The 25,497-nt window shown below is 70.6% G+C and carries 19 protein-coding genes; 18 read left to right on the top strand and 1 reads right to left on the bottom strand.

Annotated elements, in window-relative coordinates; translation table 11 throughout:
* Positions 1–38 precede the first annotated feature (38 nt).
* Positions 39–3,626: an indolepyruvate ferredoxin oxidoreductase family protein gene (locus ASC76_RS23415; protein WP_056472806.1), complete on the top strand. Its 3,588-nt coding sequence runs from the start codon at positions 39–41 to the stop codon at positions 3,624–3,626.
* 15 nt (positions 3,627–3,641) lie between these two features.
* Positions 3,642–4,769 (top strand): 3-deoxy-7-phosphoheptulonate synthase, encoded by a 1,128-nt coding sequence (locus ASC76_RS23420; protein WP_056472906.1) that lies wholly within the window; start codon positions 3,642–3,644, stop codon positions 4,767–4,769.
* On the opposite strand, the gene add is transcribed toward ASC76_RS23420, so the two are convergent.
* Complete coding sequence (gene add, locus ASC76_RS23425; RefSeq protein ID WP_056472808.1) at positions 4,759–5,802, bottom strand: adenosine deaminase; 1,044 nt, start codon at positions 5,800–5,802, stop codon at positions 4,759–4,761. The two genes, ASC76_RS23420 and add, sit on opposite strands and share 11 nt — an antisense overlap.
* 200 nt (positions 5,803–6,002) lie before the next feature.
* Between add and ASC76_RS23430 the strand changes: the two genes are divergently transcribed.
* The 16 genes from ASC76_RS23430 (at position 6,003) to secF (ending at position 25,487) form a co-directional block, all read left to right on the top strand.
* A complete protein-coding gene (locus ASC76_RS23430) occupies positions 6,003–6,980 on the top strand; it encodes a BMP family protein (RefSeq protein WP_056472812.1) in 978 nt (325 codons plus the stop codon).
* A 32-nt stretch (positions 6,981–7,012) separates the two neighbouring features.
* Positions 7,013–8,017 (top strand): LacI family DNA-binding transcriptional regulator, encoded by a 1,005-nt coding sequence (locus ASC76_RS23435; protein WP_056472814.1) that lies wholly within the window; start codon positions 7,013–7,015, stop codon positions 8,015–8,017.
* On the top strand, positions 8,014–9,570 hold the full coding sequence (locus ASC76_RS23440; protein ID WP_056472816.1) for an ABC transporter ATP-binding protein: 1,557 nt from the start codon (positions 8,014–8,016) through the stop codon (positions 9,568–9,570). The genes ASC76_RS23435 and ASC76_RS23440 overlap by 4 nt, the downstream gene beginning before the upstream one ends.
* Entirely contained in the window at positions 9,567–10,703 is a 1,137-nt protein-coding gene (locus ASC76_RS23445; protein ID WP_056472819.1) for an ABC transporter permease, read from the top strand. Before ASC76_RS23440 ends, ASC76_RS23445 begins: the two co-directional genes overlap by 4 nt.
* Positions 10,696–11,646 carry an ABC transporter permease gene (locus ASC76_RS23450; RefSeq protein ID WP_056472821.1) on the top strand — a complete coding sequence of 317 codons (951 nt, stop codon included), beginning with the start codon at positions 10,696–10,698 and terminating at the stop codon, positions 11,644–11,646. The genes ASC76_RS23445 and ASC76_RS23450 overlap by 8 nt, the downstream gene beginning before the upstream one ends.
* The gene (locus ASC76_RS23455) at positions 11,643–12,074 is read left to right on the top strand and encodes a cytidine deaminase (RefSeq protein ID WP_371262173.1); all 432 of its coding nucleotides are present in this window, start codon (positions 11,643–11,645) and stop codon (positions 12,072–12,074) included. The genes ASC76_RS23450 and ASC76_RS23455 overlap by 4 nt, the downstream gene beginning before the upstream one ends.
* Positions 12,071–12,880: a purine-nucleoside phosphorylase gene (locus tag ASC76_RS23460; RefSeq protein WP_056472827.1), complete on the top strand. Its 810-nt coding sequence runs from the start codon at positions 12,071–12,073 to the stop codon at positions 12,878–12,880. Before ASC76_RS23455 ends, ASC76_RS23460 begins: the two co-directional genes overlap by 4 nt.
* Before the next feature lie 18 nt (positions 12,881–12,898).
* A complete protein-coding gene (gene deoC / locus ASC76_RS23465) occupies positions 12,899–13,687 on the top strand; it encodes a deoxyribose-phosphate aldolase (protein WP_056472829.1) in 789 nt (262 codons plus the stop codon).
* Between the two features lie 10 nt (positions 13,688–13,697).
* Positions 13,698–15,029: a thymidine phosphorylase gene (gene deoA, locus ASC76_RS23470; RefSeq protein WP_056472832.1), complete on the top strand. Its 1,332-nt coding sequence runs from the start codon at positions 13,698–13,700 to the stop codon at positions 15,027–15,029.
* A complete protein-coding gene (locus ASC76_RS23475) occupies positions 15,026–16,240 on the top strand; it encodes a phosphopentomutase (protein ID WP_056472834.1) in 1,215 nt (404 codons plus the stop codon). Before deoA ends, ASC76_RS23475 begins: the two co-directional genes overlap by 4 nt.
* Before the next feature lie 261 nt (positions 16,241–16,501).
* Positions 16,502–18,892, top strand: coding sequence for a TonB-dependent receptor (locus ASC76_RS23480; RefSeq protein WP_056472837.1), 2,391 nt, complete (start codon positions 16,502–16,504; stop codon positions 18,890–18,892).
* Between the two features lie 75 nt (positions 18,893–18,967).
* Positions 18,968–20,752, top strand: a complete 1,785-nt coding sequence (locus tag ASC76_RS23485) for a bifunctional UDP-sugar hydrolase/5'-nucleotidase (RefSeq protein WP_082549427.1) — start codon at positions 18,968–18,970, stop codon at positions 20,750–20,752.
* 83 nt (positions 20,753–20,835) lie between these two features.
* The gene (locus ASC76_RS23490) at positions 20,836–21,969 is read left to right on the top strand and encodes a metallophosphoesterase (protein WP_056472841.1); all 1,134 of its coding nucleotides are present in this window, start codon (positions 20,836–20,838) and stop codon (positions 21,967–21,969) included.
* 109 nt (positions 21,970–22,078) lie between these two features.
* Entirely contained in the window at positions 22,079–22,414 is a 336-nt protein-coding gene (gene yajC, locus ASC76_RS23495) for a preprotein translocase subunit YajC (protein ID WP_056472844.1), read from the top strand.
* Positions 22,415–22,537: 123 nt separating this feature from the next.
* Positions 22,538–24,415: a protein translocase subunit SecD gene (gene secD / locus ASC76_RS23500; protein WP_056472846.1), complete on the top strand. Its 1,878-nt coding sequence runs from the start codon at positions 22,538–22,540 to the stop codon at positions 24,413–24,415.
* A 37-nt stretch (positions 24,416–24,452) separates the two neighbouring features.
* Positions 24,453–25,487, top strand: a complete 1,035-nt coding sequence (secF, locus tag ASC76_RS23505) for a protein translocase subunit SecF (protein ID WP_056472849.1) — start codon at positions 24,453–24,455, stop codon at positions 25,485–25,487.
* Positions 25,488–25,497 lie beyond the last annotated feature (10 nt).

Below are 25,497 nucleotides of genomic sequence, written 5' to 3' on the forward strand. Positions count from 1 at the left end.
GAGAAACCTCTTCTCGCGTCGCGGCGCAACAATTCGCCATGAACGCTGCCCCCCTGCCCGACGCCGCCGTGCAACGCCCCGACTACCGCCTGTCGGACAACCTCTGGGCCGAGCGCGGCGCCATCTACCTGACCGGCACGCAGGCGCTCGTGCGCTTGCTCGTGATGCAGCGCCAGCGCGATGCTGCGGCCGGCTGGAACACGCAGGGCTTCATCAGCGGCTACCGCGGCTCGCCCCTCGGGATGGTCGATCAGGCGGTCTGGAAGGCGGGCCAGAAGTTCACCGAATCCGGCATCCGCTTCGTGCCGGCGATCAACGAGGAACTCGCGGCGACCCAGGTGCTGGGCACGCAGCGGGTCGAGTCCGACCCCGAGCGCACAGTCGATGGCGTGTTCGCGATGTGGTACGGCAAGGGCCCGGGCGTGGACCGCGCGGGCGACGCGATCAAGCACGGCAACGCCTATGGCTCGTCACCGCACGGCGGCGTGCTGGTCGTCGCGGGCGACGATCACGGCTGCGTCTCGTCGTCGATGCCGCACCAGAGCGACCACGCGTTCCAGGCCTGGCAGATGCCGATCGTCGCGCCCGCCAACGTCGCCGAGATGCTGAGCTTCGGCCTGTACGGCTGGGCACTGTCGCGCTACGCGGGTGCGTGGGTCGGGTTCACGGCGCTGTCGGAGGTGGTCGAGAGCGCCGGCACGGTCGATCTCGACGCGGTGCTCGCGCAGGCCGACGCCTGGGTCGACGCCGACACCGTGCGCGCGCGCACCGGCCACGTCGCGCCGGCCGACGGGCTGCACTACCGCTGGCCGGACCTGCCGTCGCTGCGGATCGAATCGCGCCTGGCCGACAAGCTCGCTGCCGTGGCCGCATTCGCGCGCGTCAACTCGATCGACCGCGAGGTGATCTCGAGCCCGCAGGCGACGGTCGGCATCGTCACCTGCGGCAAGGCGCACCTCGACCTGATGGAGGTGCTGCGGCGGCTCCAGATCAGCCCGGCGATGCTCGCCGCGGCCGGCGTGCGGCTCTACAAGGTGGGGCTGAGCTTCCCGCTCGAGCAGACGCGGATGAGCGCCTTCGCACAAGGCCTGAGCGAGATCCTGGTGATCGAGGAGAAGGGCGCGATCGTCGAGACCCAGATGCGCGAGCTGTTCTACAACGCGCCGGCGCACTCGCGGCCGGTGATCGTCGGCAAGCGCGACGCGCAGGGCGCACCGCTGGTCTCGGCGCTCGGCGAGGTGCGCCCGTCGCGGCTGATCGAGCTCGTTGCGCACTGGCTGGCCGCCCACTTCCCCGACGACAGCGTGCTCGACTACCACCTGCAGCACGTGCGCGACTTCACGCCGCCCGAGCTGCTCGCGAACCCGTCCGACAGCGTCAAGCGCGTGCCGTATTTCTGCGCCGGCTGCCCGCACAACACCAGCACCAAGGTGCCCGAGGGCTCGACCGCGCGCGCCGGCATCGGCTGCCACTTCATGGCGAACTGGATGGACCGCGACACCGCCGGGCTGATCCAGATGGGCGGCGAAGGCGTGGACTGGATCTCGCACGCGATGTTCACGAAGACGCCGCATGTGTTCCAGAACCTCGGCGACGGCACCTACTACCACTCGGGCTACCTCGCGATCCGCCAGGCCGTGGCGGCGAAGGCGACCATCACCTACAAGATCCTGTTCAACGACGCGGTCGCGATGACCGGCGGCCAGCCGGTCGACGGCGTCATCAGCGTCGACGCGATCGCGCGCCAGGTCGAGAGCGAGGGCGTGAAGCAGGTCGTGGTCGTCAGCGACGACATCGACAAGTACGACGCGATCCGCTCGAAGTTCCCGGCTGGCACCGAGTTCCACGATCGCACCGAGCTCGACGCGGTGCAGCGCCGCCTGCGCGAGATCGCCGGCGTGACTGTGCTGATCTACGAGCAGACCTGCGCGGCCGAGAAGCGGCGCCGCCGCAAGAAGGGCGAGCTGGCGGATCCGCCGAAGCGCCTGCTGATCAACGAGGCGGTCTGCGAAGGCTGCGGCGACTGCACGGTGCAGAGCAACTGCGTCGCGGTGCTGCCGCACGAGACGGCGATGGGCCGCAAGCGCAAGATCGAACAGACCGCGTGCAACAAGGACTACTCCTGCGAGAAGGGCTTCTGCCCCAGCTTCGTCGGCGTCACCGGCGGCAAATTGCGCAAGAAGAGCGGGGCGCTGTCGGCCGGCAAGGACGCGTTCCTCGCCAAGGTCGGCGCGCTGCCGCTGCCCGATGTGCACGAGTGGGACGGTCCGTGGGATCTGCTCGTCACCGGCGTCGGCGGCACCGGCGTCGTCACGGTCGGCGCGGTGATCGCGATGGCCGCGCACCTCGAAGGCAAGGCGGCGAGCGTGCTCGACTTCATGGGCTTCGCGCAGAAGGGCGGCTCGGTGCTGAGCTTCGTGCGGCTGGCCGACGTGCCCGAGCGGTTGAACCAGGTGCGCATCGACACCCAGCAGGCCGACGCGGTGCTGGCCTGCGACATGGTCGTCGGCGCGTCGCCCGAGGCGCTGCAGACCGTGCGCCACGGCCGCACCCGCATCGTCACCAACGTCCACGAGATCCCGGTCGCCGAGTCGCTGAAGAACCCGGACGCCGACCTGAAGACCGAGCTGTTGCTCGCGAAGATGCGCTTCGCGGCCGGCGACGAGTTCGTCGAGACCTTCGATGCCCAGTCACTGGCCGAGGAGTTCCTCGGCGACACCGTGACCGCCAACATCCTCGCGATGGGCTACGCCTGGCAGCGCGGCCTGGTGCCGATCAGCCTGGCGGCGATGCAGCGTGCGATCGAGCTGAACGGCGTCGCGGTCGAGAGCAACCTGCTGTCGTTCGCGCTCGGGCGGCTGGCGGCCGGCAACCCGGCGGCGTTGCGCGACACCGCACCGGCCCAGGCCGATGACGAATCGCTGGACGGCCTGATCGCCCGAGGTACCCAGCACCTCACCGGCTACCAGAACGCCGCGTGGGCGCGGCGCTTCGAGGCCGCGGTGCGGCGCGCGCAGCAGGCTGAGCAGGCCTGCGCCGGCCACGACGCAACGCTGCCGTTCGCCCGCGCCGTTGCGCGCAGCCTCACGAAATTGATGAGCTACAAGGACGAGTACGAGGTCGCGCGCTTGTACACCGACGGCAGCTTCCAGCGCCAGCTGGCCGACCAGTTCGAAGGCGACCTCAAGCTCGAATTCCACATGGCGCCGCCGCTGCTCGCGCGGCCGAAGAACGGCCAGCCGCCGAAGAAGATCGCGCTCGGCGCGTGGATGTTGCCGGCGATGAAATGGCTCGCCAAAGGCAAGGCGCTGCGCGGCAGCGTGTTCGACATCTTCGGCCACACCGAAGAACGCCGCATGGAGCGCGACCTGGTCACGCAGTTCGAGCGCCGTGTCGACGAACTGGCCGCGAACCTCAGCGCCGAGCGGCTGCCCAACGCGATCCAGATCGCCGCGCTGCCGCTCAGCATGCGCGGCTATGGCCACATCAAGATCGCCAACGTCGCGCTGGCGCGGGCGCGCGAGGCGGAACTGCTGCACCGCTTCATGCCCGACCGCTACCCGAAGCCGCCGTCGGCCGCGCCGACCGCCGGCCAGTTCCGCGGCATCGCGGTCGTGTCGCGCTAAGCTGCGCGCCTCATGATGACCTCCGCAAAGTTGGACGACCCCCTTCACGACCGCGAAGTCGGCGCGCGCGACAGCACGCTCGACACCACCCGCATCGACGACGTGCGCATCGGCGCGGTGCGCCCGCTGATCACGCCGGCGCTGCTGCAGGAGCGGGTGCCGGTGCGCGACGACACGCTGACGCTGGTCGAGCGCAGCCGGCGCGCGATCGCCGACGTGCTGCATGCGCGCGACGATCGGCTGGTCGTGGTCGTCGGCCCATGCTCGATCCACGACCACGACCAGGCGATCGAGTACGGCCAGCGCCTGAAGGCTGTCGCCGACGACCTGCAGCGCGACCTGTTGATCGTGATGCGCACCTATTTCGAGAAGCCGCGCACGACGGTGGGCTGGAAGGGCTACATCAACGACCCGCACCTGGACGGCAGCTTCACGATCAACGAGGGCCTCGAGCGGGCGCGCCGCCTCTTGCTCGAACTGACGACGCTCGGCCTGCCCACCGCGACCGAGTTCCTCGACCTGCTCAGCCCGCAGTACATCGCCGAGCTGATCGCGTGGGGCGCGATCGGTGCGCGCACCACCGAGAGCCAGAGCCACCGCCAGCTCGCGTCGGGGCTGAGCTGCCCGGTCGGCTTCAAGAACGGTACCGACGGCAGCATCCGGATCGCTGCCGACGCGATCCTCGCGGCACGCGCCTCGCACGCCTTCATGGGCATGACCAAGATGGGCATGGCCGCGATCTTCGAGACTCGCGGCAATGACGACTGCCACCTGATCCTGCGCGGCGGCCAGGCGCCGAATTTCGACGCCGCCAGCGTCGCCGCGAGCTGCGCGGTGCTGCGCGCCGCGGGCCTGCGCGAGCAGGTGATGATCGACACCTCGCATGGCAACAGCAGCAAGCAATATCGACGGCAGATCGAGGTCGCGGCCGATGTCGCTGCGCAGATCGCCGGTGGCGAGCGCCGCATCGTCGGCGTGATGATCGAGAGCCACCTCGCCGAAGGCCGGCAGGACCTGACGCCCGGCGTGCCGCTGCAGCGCGGCGTCTCGATCACCGACGCCTGCCTCGGCTTCGAGCAGACGGTGCCGGTGCTGCGGGGCTTGGCGCGCGCGGTGAGCGCGCGCCGCGGCGTCACGCGCTAGGCCATTCGTCCCAGCGGCGCATCTCGCGCATCGCGGTCGCGCGCACGTCGGCGGGCAGGAACGACGCGACCACCGCGCTGCGCATCATCCCGGCCAGCTGCGCGGTGCTCAGCCCCGGCTGGTCGTGGATCGCCGCCAGCTCGCCGCTCAGCGTCACGCCCGACATCAACCGGTTGTCGGTCGAGCACGAGACCGACAGCCCGGCCTCGACCATCGCCTTGATCGGGTGCGCCGCGAGCGACGGGTAAGCGCCGGTGTGCACGTTGCTGCTCGGGCAGACCTCGAAATGCAGGCCGAGGGTGCGTGCCGCGTCCACCCAGGCCGCGGTCTCGGCGGCTGTCGCGCCTCGCATGATGTGCACGCCGTGGCCGATGCGGGTCGCGCCCAGCGTCGCGGCTTCGAGCACGCGCGAGCCGACGTCGGCCTCGCCGGCGTGGCAGGTCAGCCCCAGGCCGGCGTCGCGCGCGTGCGTGAACGCGGCGGCGTGGTCGGACGGCGGGAAGCCGCGCTCGGCGCCCGCGAGGTCGAAGCCGATCACGCCGCGCCCCGCGCGCTGTTGCGAGTACCGCGCGGCCAGCGCGGCCGCGCGCAGCGTCTCGGCCGGCGAATCGGTGCGCATCGCGCAGACGATCAGCCCGCACGGCAACGCGCTGCGCCGCAGCCCGGCCACCAGCGCCTCGACCACCGCCTCGCCCGCGAGACCCAGTGGTTCGAGCAGCAGCGGGGCCATGCGGAACTCGGCGAGCACGCAGCCGTCCAGCCGCGCATCCTCCGCGGCCTCGAACGCGACGCGCTCGCAGGCGTCGGCCGAGGCCATCGCCGCGACCGTCAGCGCGAACCCGCGCAGGTAGCGTTCGAGGCTGCCGGAGTTGGCATTCGCGTGCATCCACTCCGCCAGCGCGTCGGGCGCGTCCGTGGGCACCGGCAGGCCGCGCGCGTGCGCCAGGTCGAGGAGGGTGGCCGGGCGCAGGCCACCGTCGAGGTGTTCGTGCAGCAGCGCCTTGGGCAGGGTCTGGAAGGAGGAGGGCGGCATCGGGGCAGGTGCTTCGGGGCGATCGCCGGGCTTTCGCAGGATTCGAGCCATGATGATGCCGCAACGCTCGCGCGGGAAAGTTCTCTCCGGACAGGCCCACTTTCTGCTTAGAGTGGGTCCTGCAAACGTTTGCGCCTCTTGAAGGTGCAAAATTCCTGTTCGAGCCCTCGACCCGCAGCCCACGTCAGCGAGCACAGACCATGACCCCCACCCACCGCCTCGGATTCCTGGCCCTCGCCCTGGCCGCGTGTGCCACCACCGCGCGCGCCGAGCCCGCCGTCGTCTACGACATGGGCGGCAAGTTCGACAAGTCCTTCAACGAGGCCGCCTACCGCGGCATCGAGAAGTGGAAAAAGGAAACGGGCAAGCCCTACCTCGAATTCGAGATCGCCAACGAGACCCAGCGCGAGCAGGCGCTGCGCCGCATGGCCGAGCGCGGCGCCAGCCCGATCATCGGCATCGGCTTCGGCCAGGCCGCGGCGATCGAGAAGATCGCGAAGGAATTCCCGAAGCTGCAGTTCGCGCTGATCGACATGGTGGTGCAGCTGCCGAACGTGCAGTCGGTGGTGTTCAAGGAGCAGGAAGGCAGCTTCCTGGTCGGGGTGATGGCCGCCACCGCGAGCAAGACCGGCAAGGTCGGTTTCGTCGGCGGCATGGACATCCCGCTGATCCGCAAGTTCCAGTGCGGCTACGAGCAGGGCGCCAAGTTCGCGAACCCGAAGGCCGAGGTGTTCTCGAACATGACCGGCACCACCGGTGCCGCCTGGGCCGATCCGGCGCGCGGCGGCGAACTCGCGAAGGCGCAGTTCGGCAAGGGGGCGGACGTGGTCTTCGCCGCGGCGGGCGGCACCGGCATCGGCGTCTACCAGGCCGCCAAGGACGCCGGGAAGCTCGCGATCGGCGTCGACAGCAACCAGAACCACATCCAGCCCGGCACGATGCTGACCTCGATGCTCAAGCGCGTCGACGTCGCCGTCTACGAGGCCGCCAAGGCCTTCAAGCCCGGCGTCACGGTGCTCGGCCTGAAGGAAGGCGGCGTCGACTACGCGATGGACGAGAACAACGCCAAGCTCGTCGGCGCCGACATGAAGAAGAAGGTCGAAGCCGCCAAGGCCGACATCATCGGCGGCAAGGTGAAGGTCGCCGACTACATGGCCGACAACGCCTGCAAGTTCTGAGCAACGGCTGAACCGACGCGAAGGGCTCGGGCTTGAGCACGATCAAGCATGTCGCGGCGCGCGCGGGCGTGTCGTTCACGACCGTCTCGCATGTGCTGAACGGCACGCGCCGCGTCAGCGACTCGGCACGCGAGCGGGTCGAGCGCGCGGTCGCCGAGATGGGCTATGCACCCAGCGCCGTGGCACGTGCGCTGAAGATGAGCGAGACCTGCATCCTCGGCGTGCTGGTGCCCAACATCACGAACCCGTTCTTCGCCGAGCTGACGCGCGGCATCGAGGACTGCTGCCGCCGCACCGACTACTCGGTGTTCCTGTGCAACTCGGACGACGATCCGCAGCGCCAGTCGCGCTACCTGCAGACCCTGCTCGAACGGCGGGTCGACGGCCTGCTGATGGCCGCCGCGGCCGGCGACGCGGCGGCGCTGGTGCGGCGCCTCGCGCCGATGCGCGTGCCCACGGTCGTCGTCGACCGCGACGTGCCGGGCCTGGGCGCCGATCTGGTGCGGGTCGACCATGAAGGCGGCGCGCGGCTCGCGGTCGAGCACCTGCTGGGGCTCGGCCACCGGCGCATCGCGTGCCTGTCGGGCCCGTCGGAATTTGCGGTCAGTCGCGCGCGCACGGCGGGGTGGCGCGCTGCGCTGGCGGCGGCGCGGATCGCACCCGGACCCGGCTGGTTGCTCGAAGGCGAGTTCAGCGCCGCCGCCGGCCACGCGCTCGCCTCCGAGTTGCTCGCACGCGATGCGGTCACCGCGATCTTCGCCAGCAACGACCTGCTCGCGATCGGTGCGCTGCGCGCCGCGGCGGAGCGCGGCGTTTCGGTGCCGGGTGCCCTGTCGGTGATCGGTTTCGACGGCATCGACCTGGGCGCCTATGCCTACCCGGCGCTGACGACTGTCGGCCACCCGATCCGCGCGCTCGGCGAAGCCGCAGCGCAGGCCTTGATCGAGCGCATCGGCGCCGGCCCGTCGCCCGGACGCGAAGTGGTGCTGCCCGCGCAGCTGCTGATGCGCGAATCGACCGGCGCCGTACCCTCATGAGCGACGCCCGGCACGCCCCGGCACCGCTCGCGGTCCGCATGGTCGGCATCAACAAGCGCTTCGGCAATGTGCTGGCGAATGCCGACGTGACGCTAAACGTGCGTGCCGGCACCGTTCACGGGCTGGTCGGCGAGAACGGCGCCGGCAAGAGCACGCTGATGTCGGTGCTGTACGGCTTCTACGGCGCCGACAGCGGCCACATCGAGGTCGACGGCGCGCCGGTGCGCATCCGCAATGCGTTCGAGGCGATCGCGCTCGGCCTGGGCATGGTGCACCAGCACTTCATGCTCGTCGAGACGCTGAGCGCGATCGACAACGTGATGCTCGGCGCCGAGCCGCACCTGCTGCTCAAGCGCTCCGACGCGGTGGTGCGCGCGGGGCTCGAGGCGCTGATGACGTCGACCGGGCTGCGCGTCGAGCTCGATGCGGTGGTCGGCGATCTCTCGGTCGGCGACCGGCAGCGGCTGGAGATCCTGAAGGCGCTCTACCGCGGCGCGAAGATCCTGATCCTCGACGAGCCCACCGCCGTGCTGACGCCGCAGGAGACCGAGGCGCTGTTCAAGGTGCTGGCGCGGCTGCGCGACCAGGGCACGACGATCATCCTGATCACCCACAAGCTCAAGGAAGTGATGCGCCTGTGCGACCGCGTCACCGTGATGCGCGGCGGCCGCGTCGTGCACGAGACCGACATCGCCGACGCGTCGATCCAAGGTCTCGCGGAGGCGATGGTCGGCCGCCAGGTCCACATGGGCCGGCAAGGCGATGCGAAGGGCGCGCCCGGGGCCGTCGCGCTCGAAGCGGTCGGCCTGACGGTGCGCGACGCGCTGCAGGTCGAACGCTTGCGCGGCGTCAGCATCCGCTTGCGCGCCGGCGAGATCGTCGGCGTCGCCGGTGTCGCGGGCAACGGCCAGAGCGAGCTGCTGGAAGTGCTCTCCGGCCTGCGCACGCCGCAGGGGGGCCGTCTGACGGTGGCGGGCGAATCGTTCGGCCCGGCACGCTGGCTCGACCCGCGCGCGGCGCGCGCGCTCGGCATCGCCCACGTACCCGAAGACCGGCATGCGCGCGCGATGGTGATGAGCTTCGGCGCCTGGGAATCGGCCGTGCTCGGCTACGAGGAACTGCCGGCCTACAGCAGCCCGCGCGGCTGGATGCTCCACCGCCGCATGCGCGACGCGACCGCGGCGCTGATGCAGCGCTTCGACGTGCGCCCGCGCAACCCGGCGCTGGCGAGTTCCAAGTTCAGCGGCGGCAACCAGCAGAAGCTCGTGCTCGCGCGTGAGATCGGCCAGGCCCCCAAAGTGCTGCTGGTCGGACAGCCGACCCGCGGCGTCGACATCGGCGCGATCGAGTTCATCCACGCCCAGCTGCGCGCGTTGCGCGACGCGGGCTGCGCGCTGCTGGTAGTGTCGAGCGAGCTCGACGAGATCCTCGCGCTCGCCGACCGGGTGCTGGTGATGAACGAGGGCCGCATCACGGGCGAGCTGCCGATCGCGGAGTGCACCGAGGCGAAGGTCGGCCTGCTGATGGTCGAGACCGAAGGCGTCGCGGCATGAGCGCGCAGGCCCTGCCGCGTTGGGCCGATGTCGTGCTGCTGCCGATCGTCAACCTGGCGATCGCGCTCCTCGTTGCGGCGCTGGTCGTCGCGCTGATCGGCCAGAGCCCGGCGCAGGTGATGACGATGCTGGTGAAGGGCGCGTTCGGCAGCGAGCGCGGCCTGTCGTACACGCTGTACTACACGACCAGCTTCATCTTCACCGGCCTCGCGGTCGCGCTCGCGTCGCATGGCGGCCTGTTCAACATCGGCGCCGAAGGGCAGGCCACGCTCGGCGGCCTGGGCACCGGGCTGGTCGCGCTGTGGCTCGCGGACAAGCTGCCCGCACCGGTGCTGCTGCCGCTGATGCTGGCCGGCGGTGCGCTGTTCGGCATGGTGTGGGCAGCCGTGCCCGGTTACCTGCAGGCCTACCGCGGCAGCCATGTCGTGATCACCACGATCATGTTCAATTTCCTCGCCAGCACGCTGCTCGTCTACCTGCTGGTCAACCGGTTGAAGGCTCCCGGCGGCATGTCGGTCGAGAGCGTGCCGTTCGGGCCGGCCGCGCACCTGCCGGGCATGCACGAGGCGCTCGCGTGGTTCGGCATCGCCTGGCCGTCGTCGCCGCTGAACCTGAGCCTGCTGCTCGCTCTGCTGGCCGCGGTCGGCGTCTGGGCGTTTTTGTGGAAGAGCCGCGCGGGCTACCGGCTGCGCGCGGTCGGCGCCAGCGCGAGCGCAGCGGCGTATGCCGGGATCCGCCCGACGCGCCAGGTCATCCTCGCGATGGCGCTGTCGGGCGCGTTGGCCGGCATGGTCGGCATGAACGAGATCGCCGGTGTCAACGGCAAGCTGTTGCTCGACTTCGTCGGCGGCGCCGGCTTCACCGGGATCGCCGTGGCCGTGATGGGGCGCAACCATCCGTTCGGCATCGTGCTTGCGAGCCTGCTGTTCGGCGCGCTGTTCCAGGGCGGGGCCGAGGTCGCGTTCGAGGTGCCCGGGTTCAGCCGCGACATGGTCGTCACGCTGCAGGGCTTCATCGTGCTGTTCTCGGGCGCGATGGCGTACGTGGTCGCGCCGGCGGTCGCCCGCGTGTTGCACCTGGGCGCGCAGCGCGCGCCGGCCGCCGCGGCCTCGACGGAGGCCGCGAATGGATGAGGCGCTGATCGGTGCGCTGATCGCGTCGACGCTGCGGGTCGCGACGCCGCTGATCCTGTGCGCGCTCGCCGGTCTGCTCGCCGAGCGCTCGGGCGTCGTCGACATCGGCCTCGAAGGCAAGATGCTGTTCGCCGCGTTCGCCGCGGCGGCGGGGGGCGCGGCGTTCGGCTCGACCGTGATCGCGTTACTGCTCGCGATGGGCGTGGCGGTCGCGCTGTCGTGGCTGCACGGCTTCGCGTGCGTCAGCCACCGCGGCGACCAGGTCGTTTCCGGGATGGCGATCGACATCATCGCGGCCGGCCTGACCGTGGTGCTCGGCATCGCCTGGTTCCACCAGGGCGGACAGACGCCGCCGGTGGCCGACACGGTGCGGCTGCACGCGTTGTGGCCGGGCGCATCGGCCGCGCTCGGACCGGCGCTCGGCGAAGGCCTGCTGAGTCACAACCTGCTCGTCTACCTGACGCTCGCGTTGGTTGGCGGCGTCTGGTGGCTGGTCTACCGCACCCGCTTCGGCCTGCGGCTGCGTGCGGTCGGCGAGAACCCGCACATGGTCGATGCGGCCGGCGTGTCGGTGATCCGGCTGCGCTACGCGGCGCTGACGCTCAACGGCATGCTGTGCGGGCTGGCCGGCAGCTACCTGGTGCTGGCGCAGAACGCGTCGTTCGCGCCGAACATGACGGCGGGCCGCGGCTTCATGGCGCTGGCCGCGCTGATCTTCGGCCACTGGCGGCCGGTGCCGGCATTGCTGGCCTGCCTGCTGTTCGGCTTTCTCGATGCCGCGGCGATCCGCCTGCAGGGCGTGAGCCTGCCGGGTATCGGCGAGGTGCCGGTGCAGGCGGTGCAGGCGCTGCCCTACCTGCTGACCGTGATCCTGCTGGCCGGCTTCATCGGCCGCACGACCGCGCCCAAAGCCCTCGGCGTGCCCTACGTGAAGGAACGCTGACCGATGAAGACGACACCATGCTGAACGACCCCGACCGACAACGCCTGCTCGACGCCGCGCGCGCCGCACAGGCCCGTGCCTATGCGCCGTACTCGCATTTCGCGGTCGGCGCGGCGGTGCTCGACGACCAGGGCCGGGTGCACGCCGGCTGCAACGTCGAGAACGCGGCGTACCCGCAGGGCGTGTGTGCCGAGGCCGGTGCGTTGAGCGCGATGGTGCTGGCCGGCAGCACGCGGGTGCGCGCGCTCGCCGTGGTCGGCGATGGCGCGGGGCTGGTCACGCCGTGCGGGGGCTGTCGCCAGAAGCTGCGCGAATTCGCCGCGCCCGACACGCCGGTGCTGGTCGGTGACCGGCACGCCCTGCGCGCGCAGTTCACGCTGGCGCAACTGCTGCCCGACAGCTTCGGGCCGGAGAATCTTTCGTCATGACGAGGTCGTCCGACGCCGCTCGCCAGGTGCGCGCGCTCGCGCCCGGCGCCCGCCCGCGCATCGCCGTCGTGCTCGGCTCGGGGTGGGGTGGGCTGACCACACAGGTGCGCGACGCGCGCCGCATCCGCTACGACCAGCTCGACGGTTTTCCGCAGGCCACCGTGCAGGGCCACTCCGGCGAACTCTGGCTCGGCAGCATCGGCCCGCACGAGGTCGCGGTGATGAGCGGGCGCAAGCACGCGTACGAGAGCGGCGAGGTCACCGGCATGCGCAGCCCGCTGCACACGCTGCGTGAACTCGGCTGCGAGGTGCTGGTGCAGACCAACGCCGCCGGCAGCCTGCGCGCCGAGATGATCCCCGGCAGCCTGATGGTGCTCGCCGACCACATCAACCTGCCGCAGCGCTCGCCGCTGGTCGGCGCGGGCGGCTCGGAGCGTTTCGTCAGCATGCTCGATGCGTACGATCCGGCGCTGCGCAAGACCGCGCATGCGGTGGCCGACCGCCAGAACCTGACGTTGCACGAGGGCGTGTACGCGTGGACGCTCGGCCCGCAGTTCGAGACGCCTGCCGAGATCCGCTTCTTCCGCCAGATCGGCGCCGACGCTGTCGGCATGAGCACCGTGCCCGAGACCATCCTCGCGCGCCACGCGGGCATGCGGGTGCTGGCACTCTCGCTGCTGACGAACATGGGCGCCGGCCTGTCGGACGAGTCCTTGAGCCACGCCCACACCCTGTCGCAGGCGCTGGCCGCGAGCGACGTGGTCGGCGACCTGCTGGCCGACATCATCGCGGCCATCGAACTTTGATCTGAACCGACCTTGCCCATGACCCCTGTCCCGTTCGACCCGATCGCCAGCGCGCGCCTCGCGCTGGCGTGCCTGGACCTCACGACGCTGAACGACGGCGACACCGAGGCCGATGTCGTCAAGTTGTGCACGCGCGCCCACGGCCCGCACGGCCACGTGGCGGCCGTCTGCGTATGGCCGCGCTTCGCGGCGCTGGCGCGAAGCGAGTTGCCCGCGAACATCGCGGTTGCCGCGGTCGCGAACTTCCCCGACGGCAGTGCCGACCGGGCGCGCGCGGTGGCCGACACCCGCGCGATCGTCGATGCCGGTGCGCAGGAGGTCGATGTGGTGCTGCCCTTCGCGCGGCTGCAGCAAGGCGACGAGCGCGCGGTGAGCGCGCTGCTCGACGCGGTGCGAGACGCCTGTCCAGGCCTGGCATTGAAGGTGATCCTCGAGACCGGCGTGCTGGTCGACGAGGCGCTGATTCGTCGCGCGGCGCAACTCAGCCTCGACGCGGGCGCCGATTTCCTGAAGACCAGCACCGGCAAGACCCCGGTCAGCGCCACGCCCGCCGCGGCGCGCGCGATGCTGGCCACGATCGCCGCCGACCCGAGCACTGCCCATCGGGTGGGTTTCAAGGCCTCGGGCGGCATCCGCACGGTCGCCGAGGCGGCGCTGTACTTCGGCCTCGTCGAGCAGGCGCTGGGCATCGCGGCGCTGACGCCGGCGCGCCTGCGCATCGGCGCGAGCAGCCTGCTGAACGATATCGAGGCGGTGCTCGCGGGCCAGGCGGCCGCGGGGCCGCCGGCGGCACCGGGCAGCTACTGAGCCTTCGGCCATGCTCGCGCAGGAAATCATCCGCCTGAAGCGCGACGGCCACGCGCTCGGCGCGCCCCAGATCGACGCCTTCGTGCGCGGCCTGGTCGACGGCTCGTGGAGCGACGCGCAGGCGGCCGCGCTGGCGATGGCGATCCTGCTGCGCGGCTTCGACCCGGCCGAGACGGCCACGCTGACCGGCGCGATGGCGCGGTCCGGCGACGTGCTCGACTGGGCCGGTGCCCAGCTCGGCGGCCCGGTGCTCGACAAGCACTCGACCGGCGGCGTCGGCGACAAGGTCAGCCTGCTGCTCGCGCCGATCGTCGCCGCGTGCGGTGGCGTGGTGCCGATGATCTCGGGCCGCGGCCTCGGTCACACCGGCGGCACGCTCGACAAGCTCGAGGCGATTCCAGGCTACCGCAGCACGCCGTCGACCGCCGAGCTGCGCGCCGCGTTGCGCGCCGCCGGCTGCGCGATCGTCGGCGCGACGGCCGCGCTCGCGCCCGCCGATCGGCGCCTGTACGCGATCCGCGACGTGACCGCGACGGTCGAGTCGATCCCGCTGATCACCGCGAGCGTGCTGTCGAAGAAGCTCGCGGCGGGATTGCAAGGGCTGGTGATGGACGTGAAGGTCGGCAACGGCGCGTTCGCGGCCGACCTGCCGACGGCGCGCGCGCTTGCGCAGTCGCTGGTGCGCGTGGCGGGCGCGTCAGGCTTGCGCACGCATGCGCTGATCACCGACATGAACGAAGTGCTCGGCACCAGCGGCGGCAACGCGTTGGAAGTGCACGAGGCGATCGACTTCCTGCACGGCCGGCGGCGCGAGCCGCGCCTGCTCGCCGTGACACGCGCCCTCAGTGCCGAACTGCTGCTGATCGGCCGCCTCGCCGCTGACGAAGACGCGGCACTCGCGTTGGTGGACGCCGCGCTCGCCGACGGCCGTGCGCTCGACCGTTTCGCGCGCATGGTCGCGGCGCTCGGCGGACCGGCCGATCTCGTCGAGCGGCCCGCGGCGTACTTGCCGACCGCGCCGGCGCAGCAGGAGGTGCTGGCGCCACGAGCCGGCTGGCTCGGCGCGATGGCGACCCGGGACATCGGTGTGCTGGTGGTCGAGCTGGGGGGCGGGCGACGGCTCGTCGGCGACCGCGTCGACCACCGGGTCGGCGTGAGCGGCGTGTTGCCGCTCGGCAGCCGCGTCGAGGCGGGCGAGCCGCTGGCCATCGTTCATGCCGTCGACACCGCGTCGGCGCGGGCCGCGGCCGCGCGCCTGTCGGCGCTGATCGACATCGTCGAGACGGCGCCGGCGCTCCAGCCGGCGGTCCTCGAACGCATCACCTCGGAGACCGCCGCATGACCCGGGCCCTCGTCATCGTGCTCGATTCGTTCGGCCTCGGCGCGGCGCCGGATGCGCCGCGCTTCGGCGATGTCGGCGCCGACACCTTCGGCCACATCGCGCAGTGGTGCGTCGCGAACGGTCGGCCGCTGCGGCTGCCGAACCTCGCGCGGCTCGGCCTGCCGCAAGCGGCGCGGGCCGCGAGCGGGCAGTGGCCGGCCGGTGTCGAGCGCCGGGCCAAGCCGGACGGCGCGTTCGGCGCCGCCGCCGAGGTCAGTCTCGGCAAGGACACGCCGAGCGGTCACTGGGAGCTGATGGGTTGCCCGGTGGCATTCGACTGGGGCTACTTCCCGAAGACCGACGATCCGGCCGCGTCGGTCTTTCCACCGGCGCTGATGCAGCGCTGGCTCACGGCCTGCGGGCTGGGCGGCGCGCTCGGCAACTGCCATGCGAGCGGCACCGAGATCATCGAGCGGCTCGGCGACGAGCACCTGCGCACCGGTTGGCCGGTCTGCTACACCAGCAGCGACAGCGTGTTCCAGGTCGCTGCGCACGAGACGCACTTCGGCCTCGACCGGCTCTATGCCATCTGCACGCAGGCCAAGACGATCTTCGACGAGGCCAATATCGCGCGCGTGATCGCGCGGCCCTTCGTCGGCGAGAACGGCCGCTACCGCCGCACGGCGCACCGCCATGACTACACCACGCCGCCGCCCGCGCCGACACTGCTCGACGTGTTGAAACACGCCGGCCGCGAGGTCCACGGCATCGGCAAGATCAGCGACATCTTCGCGGCGCGCGGCATCACCCACAGCCGTACGGGCGACGGCAATGCCGAGCTCTGCGCGCAGACACTGGAGGCCTGGCGGGGATGCGCCGATGGCGGCCTGGTGTTCGCGAACCTGGTCGACTTCGACATGCTGTTCGGCCACCGCCGCGACGTGGCCGGCTACGCCGACGCGCTCGAAGCCTTCGACGCCTTCCTGCCGCGCCTGCTCGCCGAACTCGGCCCGGGCGACCTGCTCGCGCTCAGCGCCGACCATGGCTGCGATCCGACTTGGCCCGGCAGCGACCACACCCGCGAGCACGTGCCGCTGCTGTTCGCCGGCCCCGCCGCGCCGCGCGGCCGCGATCTCGGCGTGCGGTCCACCTTCGCCGACCTCGGCCAGACGCTGGCCGCGCACCTGCACGTCGAGCCCCTCGCGCACGGGAAGACCTGCTTCGTGCGCTGAGTTGCACCGGCGCGAGGCGCGCGACCGAGGCGCCCGCACCACAACGTCACCGCTTCGTCACGGACGGCTGGCAAGCTCCTTGCTCACGTCGAGGGGCCGAATCAGACTGCCGCGAGCAACGCGACAGACGCGACGGCCCGCCTCGACCTCTCTCTCATTCCCCCGCTGACCCCGACCTTCCACGCCGTTTCGACCAAGACGCAAACGTTTGCGCGGCCCGCTTCACTCTCACTCGTCATGTTCCCGAAAGGACCTTTTCCGATGCGCACCTTCACGCTCAACGTCATTGCCTTGGCCATGCTTGCCATGCTCGGCGCTGCCAGGGCCCAGACCGCCACCGAGCTCAACCGCGTGACCGTCACCGGCGAGGGCGACAAGCTCGGCACCGGCCTGCTGATGGAAGAGGACGCACCGAAGGCGCGCAGCTCGGTCACCAAGGCGCAGCTCGAGAAGACGCGCTCCAGCGGCAACCCGTTCCAGGCGCTGTCGTTGCTGCCGGGCGTGAACAGCACCAGCAACGACGCGACCGGCCTGTTTGGCGGCGGCCTTCGGGTGCGCGGCTTCAACAGCGATCAGATGGGCTTCACGGTCAACGGTGCGCCCGTCAACGACTCGGGCAACTTCGCCGTGTTTCCGCAAGAGTACGTCGACCAGGAGAACCTGTGCTCGCTGTACGTGACCCAGGGCGCTCCCGACACCGACGCGCCGCACGTCGGCGCGGTCGGCGGCAACGTCGGCATCTGGTCGTGCGCGCCGGAGGACGCGCAGCGCACCCGGATCGCGCTGTCGGGCGGCCAGCTCGGCTACTTCCGCACCTTCGCCCGGGTCGACACCGGCAAGCTGGGCGCGTTCAAGGCCTTCGTGTCGGGCTCGATCTCGAAGGCCGACAAGTGGAAGGGACCGGGCCGGGCCGATCGCAAGCACATCGACGTCGGGGCCGAGTACGACCTGGGCGCCGGCAACAAGGTCAGCGCCAGCGTGCTCTACAACCGCGCCGTCAACAACAACTTCGCGACCTTCAACCAGACCCAGTGGGCGGCCAACGGCTACTACGCGGACTACACCTCGGTCGTGCCGCAGCACCAGACGCCGGTCGCCGGTGTTCGTCAGGTGGACGCGAGCCCGTCGCCGCAGTACTACGGCTACGCACTGAACCCGTTCGAGAACTACCTCGTGACGGCGAAAGCCAATTTCGCGCTGACCGACCGCCTGCGCCTCGAGGTGGTGCCCTACCTCTGGCGCGGCTACGGCACCGGCGGAGTGCAGCAGACCACGCTGAACGAGTCGACTTCGTCGACCCAGCTGCACGGCGGCATCGGCGACCTGAACGGCGACGGTGACGCCTTGGATACCGTGCTGGTCTACCGCGGCAGCCTGACCAACACCTACCGCCCCGGCGTGACGACGACGCTGACCTACGTCGCCGACAACCACCGCATCAGCGGCGGCGTCTGGTACGAGCGCGCACGCCATCGGCAGACGCAGCCGGCCGTGAATGTCGACAACAACGGCGGCGTGGCCGACATCTGGCTCGGCGGCAACCTGCTCACCTACACCGACGGCGCCAGCTACCAGGGCCGCGACTGGAGCACGATCTCCACCGGCGAGAGCGTGTTCGTGCAGGACACGATCGACCTGCTCGGCGGCAAGCTGCAGGTCACGCCGGCGTTCAGCTACCGGCGCCTGAACCGCCAGTTCTCGAACTACGGCAACTCCGGCACGAACGCCGCGGCGAGCTACGACATCGACCAGACCTACGGCAAGGGGCTGCCGAGCCTCGCGGCGAGCTTCCAGGCGACCGAGCGGCTGCAGGTGTTCAGCAGCGTGGCGAAGAACTTCCGCACGCCGAGCAACTTCGAGTACGGCAACGTCGGCAAGGGCGTCACCATCGTCAATGGCGTGGGGTCGGTCACCGGCCTGCAGGCCCTGACGATCAAGCCCGAGCAGTCGGTGAACTTCGACATCGGCGCGCGCTACCGCGGCGACGGCTTCCGCGGCTCGGTCACCGCCTTCTACAACAAGTTCAAGGACCGCATCGCGTCGAGCTTCGACCCGATCGAAGGCATCAGCCGCGACACCAACGTCGGCGCGTCGACGACCAAGGGCCTGGAGATCGAAGCCGGCACGACGCCCTGGAACGGGTTCAGCGGCTACGCCTCGCTGACGTACACGAAGAGCACGATCGACGAGAGCGTGGTGTCGCGGCTGCTGACGCCCGCCGGCGCGACCTGCTCGACGCGGTCGGCCACCTGCACCGCGGTGCCGTACCCGACCGCCGGCAAGATCTTCCCGGACACGCCGAAGGGCATGGCCGGCCTGTCGGTGCAGTACGCGAACGGGCCGTACTTGCTGAACATCGGCGCCAAGTACACGAGCGGCCGGTTCCTGACCTTGACCAACGACACCGCGATTCCCGCCTACACGCTGTTCGACCTGAACGCCGCGTGGAAGCTGCCGAACCCGAGCGGGAACGGCTTCAAGAACCCGATCATCCGGTTGAACGTCAGCAACCTGTTCAACAAGCAGTACTACATGGCCAACGCCGGCAGCGGCTCCAACGTGACCATCGTCAACGGGGGGGCGACCGGGGCGCCGTTTTACTATGCGGGCGCGCCGCGCTTCACCAGCGTGACCTTCCAGGTCGACTACTGACTTGCGGCCCACCCACCGGCGCGAACGTCCGTCACCGGCGTTTGCGCCGTTTCTCATCGCATCTCCCGAACCATCATGACGCTGCCCGTTTCACCATCCTCCCTGCGCGCGGCCGGCCGGCGCGTGCTGCTGGTCGCGTTGGTCGCCGCATGCGGTCTGGCGCAGGCCGCCGAACCGGTCGCGCTGCGGCTGATCGGCATCAACGATTTCCACGGCAACCTCGAGCCTGCGAACCTCACCCTCACGCTGGTCGACCCGCATGGCGGCAAGCCGCTGCGCGTGCCGGTCGGCGGCGCCGCGGCGGTGGGTGGGCTGGTCAAGGCGCTGCGGGCCGGCGCGCCGCACAGCCTGATGATCTCCGGCGGCGACCTGATCGGCGCGGCGCCGCTGGTGTCGACGCTGTTCCGGCACGAGTCGACGATCGAGGTGATGAACGCGATCGGGCTCGATGTATCGACGGTCGGCAACCACGAGTTCGACGCCGGCGCGGCCGAACTCAAGCGCATCGCGAACGGCGGCTGCCCGCCGCCGCAGCCGGACGCGGTCGCGACCTCGTGCACGCTCGCGCCGTACACCGGCGCACGCTTCCCGTACCTGTCGGCCAACGTGTTCGACGGCCATGGGCACACGCTGTTCGCGCCTTCGGTGATCCGCGAGATCGACGGCATCCGGGTCGGCATCATCGGCGCGGTCACACGCAGCGCGCCGACCCTGGTGACGCCGTCCGGCGTGGCCGGCCTGCGCTTCATCGACGAGGCCGATGCGATCAACCGCGCCGCGCGCCATCTGAAGGCGCAAGGCGTGAAGGCGATCGTGATGACGATCCACGAGGGCGGCGAACTCGGTCCGGTGAGCCAGCGCGGAGACTGGAACGACGCCAGCTGCCCCGATGCGCACGGCCCGATCTTCGCGATCGCCAAGCGCGTGACCAGGGACGTCGACGTGATCTTCTCGGCCCACACCCACCAGGGCTACCGCTGCGTCATCGACGGCCGCGTGATCATCCAGGGCACGTCGTACGGCCGCGGTCTCTCGGTGGTCGACGTGGTGCTCGACCCGAAGAGCAAGAAGGTGATCCCGTCGCAGACCCGCAGCATCAACCTGCCGGTGCTGAACGACCAGACCGATCCCGCGTTGCGCGAGCGCCTGGCCGCGGCGCTGCCCGAGCCTTACGGCGACGTGCTGCGCAGCGCGCGGCCCGACCCGGCGATCGCCGAGATGGTCGCGAAATACGCCGCGGTCGTCGCGCCCAAGGCGGCCCAGCCGGTCGGCCTGATCGGCGGCAGCTTTCCGCGCGGCGGGCGCGCTGACAGCCCGGCCGGGCGCCTGATCGCCGACTCGCAGCTCGCCGCTACGCAGGCACCGGCGGACGGCGGCGCGCAGATCGCGCTGATGAACCCGGGCGGCATCCGCAGCGACCTCGACTGCAAGGGCGCGCCGCCCTGCACCGCGACCTTCGGCCAGATCTTCACGATGCAGCCCTTCGGCAACAGCCTGGTCGTGATGACGCTGACCGGCGCGCAGCTGAAGGCGCTGCTCGAGTCGCAACAGCGCCCCGGCGCGCAGGAGGCGACCTGGTTGCAGCCCTCCGCCGGCTTCACCTACACCTGGCAGTCGGATGCTCCGGCCGGCGGGCGCGTGCGCGACATGCGCTTGAACGGCGAGACCGTCGTGCCCGACAGCGACTACCGGATCACCGTCAACAGCTTCCTGGCCGAAGGCGGTGACGCGTTCACCGTGTTGACGCGCGGCACCGCCCGCACCGGCGGGGGGCAGGATCTGGACGCGCTGATCGCCTACCTGAAGGGCGCGCCGGAGCGGTCACCCGTCCCGACGCCGCGCATCACGCGCCAGCCGTGACGGCGCGCCGGCCCTTGCGCCGGCGCGTTTCGCATCCAGATGGGGGCGACACCTCTTCGCCGGCCACGCGCCGGCCGCTGCCGATGTCGCTGTTCCTGATTTCCGCGCTGCTCCACGCCTATGTGGGCTGGCGCGTTGTTCCCGACCTGCCGGCCGGACCGGGGACGCCGGTCTTCGTCACGCTGCTCGTCGCGTCGGCGACGCTGATGCCGATGGCGCTGCTGGCCCGACGCGTGCGCCAGCCCTGGTCCGACCGGCTGGCCTGGGCCGGCGCGCTGGCGATGGGGCTGTTCTCGTCGCTGTTCGTGCTGACGCTGGCCCGCGACGTGCTGCTGCTGGTCGCCGCGCTCGTCGGCCTGGCCGCGCCGGCCGCGTTCGACCCGTCCGCGCTCGCGCTCTGTAGTGCCGTGGCCGTGCCGCTGCTCGGCCTGGCCGCCAGCGCCTGGGGCTTCGTCAACGCGCGGCGCACCGCAGCGGTCGTCTCGGTCGACGTGCCGATCGCCGGGCTGCCAGCCGCGCTGCACGGCTTCACGATCGCGCAGATCAGCGACATCCACGTCGGGCCGACGATCAAGCGCGCCTACCTGGGCCGCATCGTCGCGGCCGTCAACGCGATCGGGGCCGACATGGTCGCGGTGACCGGCGACCTGGTGGACGGCTCGGTGCGCGAACTCGCGGGTCATGTCGCGCCGCTGGCCTCGCTCACGTCCACCCACGGCACCTTCTTCGTCACCGGCAACCACGAGTACTACTCGGGCGCACCGGCCTGGGTGGCGGAATTGCGACGGCTGGGCTTGCGCGTGCTGATGAACGAGCACGTGGTGCTGCAGCACGCGGGCGCGGCGCTGGTCGTCGCCGGCGTCACCGACTTCGGTGCGCACCACTTCGACGAAGCCGAGCGCAGCGATCCGCAGGCCGCGCTGGCCGGCGCGCCGGTCGGCGCCGGGGCCCGGCTGCTGCTCGCCCACCAGCCGCGCAGCGCCGAGGCGGCCGAGCGCGCCGGCTTCCAGCTGCAGCTCTCCGGCCACACCCACGGCGGCCAGTTCCTGCCGTGGAACCTGTTCGTGCGCTTCCAGCAGCCGTTCACCGCCGGGCTGCACCGGTGGCGGCGGCTGTGGGTCTACACCAGCCGCGGCACCGGCTACTGGGGGCCGCCGAAGCGCTTCGGCGCGCCGTCCGAGATCACCCGGCTGCGGCTGGTGCCGGCGCCGGGCTGAGGCGCCCGCGGCGCCCTGTCAGGGCATTGCGCAGCGCCCGGAGGGCGCGTCTTACAATCGACGGGTTTCGCTTCCGGCGTCGTGCCGGGCTCCACAAGAGGATTTCCAAGTGTTCATTTCCGAAGCCTTTGCCCAAGCCGCGCCCGCCGCCGCTGCCGACTCGCCGTTCGGCAGCCTGGGCAGCATGCTGCCGCTGGTGCTGATGTTCGTGGTGCTGTACTTCGTGATGATCCGGCCGCAGATGAAGCGCCAGAAGGAAGCCAAGGCGATGATCGATGCGCTCGCCAAGGGCGACGAGGTCGTCACCTCCGGCGGCATGCTCGGCAAGATCGCCAAGATCGGCGAGAGCTATCTGACCGTCGAGATCGCCAATGGCGTCGAGATCCAGGTGCAGCGCGGCGCCGTCGTGCAGGTGCTGCCCAAGGGCACCGTCGCCGCCAAGTAAGACCCGCCGCGTCCGCGCGGCCAACGCCCGCTCGCTCTCGCGCGGCTCGCTCGCAGGCAGCCCACCCCGGCGCGGCGCGGCCGTCGCCATCGTGGCGCGACCCACGCCGCTGAAGGAACTTCGATGAATCGCTACCCCGCCTGGAAATACGCGCTGCTCGTCGTCGCGCTGCTCGTCGGCCTGATCTACACGCTGCCGAACTTCTTCGGCGAAGCGCCGGCCGTGCAGGTCAGCAGTGGCAAGGCCACGCTGAAGCTCGACGGCGCGATGGCGCCGCGCGTATCGGAGATCCTGGCCAAGGCCGCGTTGAAGCCCGACTTCGTGCAGTTCGAAGGCAACTCGGTCAAGGCCCGCTTCGGTGACCTCGATGCGCAGCGCAAGGCCAAGGACGCGCTCAACGCCGCGCTCAATCCCGACCCGGCGAACCCGAGCTACATCGTCGCGCTGAACCTGCTGTCGCGCTCGCCGGGCTGGCTGACCTCGCTGCACGCGCTGCCGATGTTCCTCGGCCTCGACCTGCGCGGCGGCGTCTATTTCCTGATGCAGGTCGACATGAAGTCGGCGCTGACCAAGAAGGCCGAGGCGCTGAGCGGCGACATCCGCACGCTGCTGCGCGACAAGAACCTGCGCCACGCCGGCATCACCCGCGACGGCAACAACGTCGACGTGCGCTTCCGCGACCGCGAGACGATGACCGCCGCGCGCAACCTGCTGCAGGACCAGCTGCCCGACCTGCAGTGGACCGAGACGCCGGACGGCACCGACATCCGACTCGCCGGCAGCCTGAAGCCCGAGGCGGCGAAGCGGGTTCAGGACACCGCGATCACCCAGAACATCACGACGCTGCACAACCGGGTCAACGAACTGGGCGTGGCCGAGCCGGTGATCCAGCAGCAGGGCGCCGACCGCGTGGTCGTGCAGCTGCCGGGCGTGCAGGACACGGCCAAGGCCAAGGACATCATCGGCCGCACCGCGACGCTCGAGCTGCGCATGGTCGACGACAGCGCCGAGGCGCAGGTGGCGGCGCGCGGCGCCGGCCCAGTGCCGTTCGGGACCGAGCGCTTCACCGACCGCGACGGCAGCCCGCTGATCGTCAAGCGCCAGGTGGTGCTGACCGGCGAGAATCTCACCGACGCGCAACCCGGCTTCGACGGCCAGACGCACGAGCCGGTCGTCAACCTGACGGTCGACGCGAAGGGCGCGCGCATCATGAAGGACACCTCGCGCGACAACATCGGCAAGCGCATGGCGATCCTGCTGTTCGAGAAAGGCAAGGGCGAGGTCGTGACCGCGCCGGTCATCCGCGGCGAGCTCGGCTCGAACTTCCAGATCTCGGGCCGCATGACCGCCGGCGAGGCCAACGACACCGCGCTGCTGCTGCGTGCCGGCTCGCTGGCCGCGCCGATGGACATCATCGAGGAGAAGACCATCGGCCCGAGCCTGGGGGCGGACAACATCGCCAAGGGCTTCCAGAGCGTGCTGTACGGCTTCGCGGCGATCGCGCTGTTCATGTGCGTGTACTACCAGTTCTTCGGCATCGTCTCGACGCTGGCGCTGGGCTTCAACCTGCTGCTGCTGTTGGCGCTGCTGTCGATGCTGCAGGCGACGCTGTCGCTGCCCGGCATCGCCGCGATCGCGCTGACGCTGGGCATGGCGATCGACTCGAACGTGCTGATCAACGAGCGGGTGCGCGAGGAACTGCGCGCCGGCGCGTCGCCGCAGGTGGCGATCCACACCGGCTACGAGCGCGCCTGGGCGACGATCCTGGACTCGAACGTCACGACGCTGATCGCCGGTCTGGCGCTGCTCGCGTTCGGCTCCGGCCCGGTGCGCGGCTTCGCGGTCGTGCACTGCCTGGGCATCGTGACCTCGATGTTCTCGTCGGTCGTGTTCTCGCGCGGCCTGGTGAACCTCTGGTACGGCCGCCAGAAGAAGCTCAAGAGCGTGTCGATCGGCCAGGTCTGGAAGCCTCAGCCGGACGTGCCCGCGGTCAAGACCTGACCCGCGCCGGCCCGACACCTCAGCACAAGGAATCCCCATGGAGTTCTTCCGAATCCGCCGCGACATCCCGTTCATGCGGCATGCGCTGGTCTTCAACATCATCTCGGCGGTCACGTTCGCGCTGGCGGTGTTCTTCCTGGTCACGCGCGGGCTGCACTTCTCGATCGAGTTCACCGGCGGCATCGTCACGCAGGCGAGCTACGCGCAGGTGGCCGATGTCGAGAAGATCCGCGCCAACGTGGACAAGCTGAACCTGGGCGAGTCGCAGGTGCAGAACTTCGGCAGCTCGCGCGACGTGATCATCCGGCTGCCGATCACGCCGGGCATGAAGCAGACCGAGGTCGCGACGACCGTGTTCGACACGTTGTGCAAGGCCGAAGGTGGCACCGTCAGCGTGCGCCAGACCACGACCGACAAGGGCGAGAGCGTCAGCCGCCCGGTGTGTTCGGCCGGTGCCGCCGAGCCGGTGCAGCAACGCAGCGTCGAGTTCGTCGGCCCGCAGGTCGGACGCGAGCTCGCGGTCAACGGCGCCTACGCGCTGCTCGCGGTGGTCGTCGGGATCATGATCTACCTCGCGATCCGCTTCGAGTGGAAGTTCGCGGTCGCGGCGATCATCGCCAACCTGCACGACGTGGTCATCATCCTCGGCTTCTTCGCGTTCTTCCAGTGGGAATTCAACCTGACGGTGCTGGCCGCGGTGCTCGCGGTGCTGGGCTACTCGGTCAATGAATCGGTGGTGATCTTCGACCGGATCCGCGAGGCCTTCCGGCGCTTCCGCAAGATGAACACGCACGAGGTGATCGACCACGCGATCACCAGCACGATGAGCCGCACGATCATCACGCACGGCAGCACGCAGATGATGGTGCTGTCGATGTTGATCTTCGGGGGCCCGACGCTTCATGGGTTCGCGATCGCGTTGACGATTGGCATCCTTTTCGGCATCTACTCCTCGGTGTTCGTCGCGGCGGCGATCGCGATGTGGCTGGGCGTCAAGCGCGAGGATCTGGTCAAGGCCGGACCGGCCAAAGAGCTCGATCCCGACGATCCCAACGCCGGGGCGGTGGTGTAGAGTCCCACCG

Source organism: Rhizobacter sp. Root404, from assembly GCF_001425865.1.
Classification (GTDB): domain Bacteria; phylum Pseudomonadota; class Gammaproteobacteria; order Burkholderiales; family Burkholderiaceae_C; genus LMDS01.

Bases quoted from the DNA above. Each gene is read 5' to 3' on its own strand.
- ASC76_RS23490 (WP_056472841.1), top strand. From the start codon at position 20,836: ATGTCGCTGTTCCTGATTTCCGCGCTGCTCCACGCCTATGTGGGCTGG.
- ASC76_RS23415 (WP_056472806.1), top strand. From the start codon at position 39: ATGAACGCTGCCCCCCTGCCCGACGCCGCCGTGCAACGCCCCGACTAC.
- ASC76_RS23475 (WP_056472834.1), top strand. From the start codon at position 15,026: ATGACCCGGGCCCTCGTCATCGTGCTCGATTCGTTCGGCCTCGGCGCG.
- secF (WP_056472849.1), top strand. From the start codon at position 24,453: ATGGAGTTCTTCCGAATCCGCCGCGACATCCCGTTCATGCGGCATGCG.
- ASC76_RS23480 (WP_056472837.1), top strand. From the start codon at position 16,502: ATGCGCACCTTCACGCTCAACGTCATTGCCTTGGCCATGCTTGCCATG.
- ASC76_RS23450 (WP_056472821.1), top strand. From the start codon at position 10,696: ATGGATGAGGCGCTGATCGGTGCGCTGATCGCGTCGACGCTGCGGGTC.
- ASC76_RS23485 (WP_082549427.1), top strand. From the start codon at position 18,968: ATGACGCTGCCCGTTTCACCATCCTCCCTGCGCGCGGCCGGCCGGCGC.
- ASC76_RS23430 (WP_056472812.1), top strand. From the start codon at position 6,003: ATGACCCCCACCCACCGCCTCGGATTCCTGGCCCTCGCCCTGGCCGCG.
- deoA (WP_056472832.1), top strand. From the start codon at position 13,698: ATGCTCGCGCAGGAAATCATCCGCCTGAAGCGCGACGGCCACGCGCTC.
- add (WP_056472808.1), bottom strand. From the start codon at position 5,802: ATGCCGCCCTCCTCCTTCCAGACCCTGCCCAAGGCGCTGCTGCACGAA.
- ASC76_RS23440 (WP_056472816.1), top strand. From the start codon at position 8,014: ATGAGCGACGCCCGGCACGCCCCGGCACCGCTCGCGGTCCGCATGGTC.
- ASC76_RS23460 (WP_056472827.1), top strand. From the start codon at position 12,071: ATGACGAGGTCGTCCGACGCCGCTCGCCAGGTGCGCGCGCTCGCGCCC.
- ASC76_RS23420 (WP_056472906.1), top strand. From the start codon at position 3,642: ATGACCTCCGCAAAGTTGGACGACCCCCTTCACGACCGCGAAGTCGGC.
- ASC76_RS23445 (WP_056472819.1), top strand. From the start codon at position 9,567: ATGAGCGCGCAGGCCCTGCCGCGTTGGGCCGATGTCGTGCTGCTGCCG.
- secD (WP_056472846.1), top strand. From the start codon at position 22,538: ATGAATCGCTACCCCGCCTGGAAATACGCGCTGCTCGTCGTCGCGCTG.
- deoC (WP_056472829.1), top strand. From the start codon at position 12,899: ATGACCCCTGTCCCGTTCGACCCGATCGCCAGCGCGCGCCTCGCGCTG.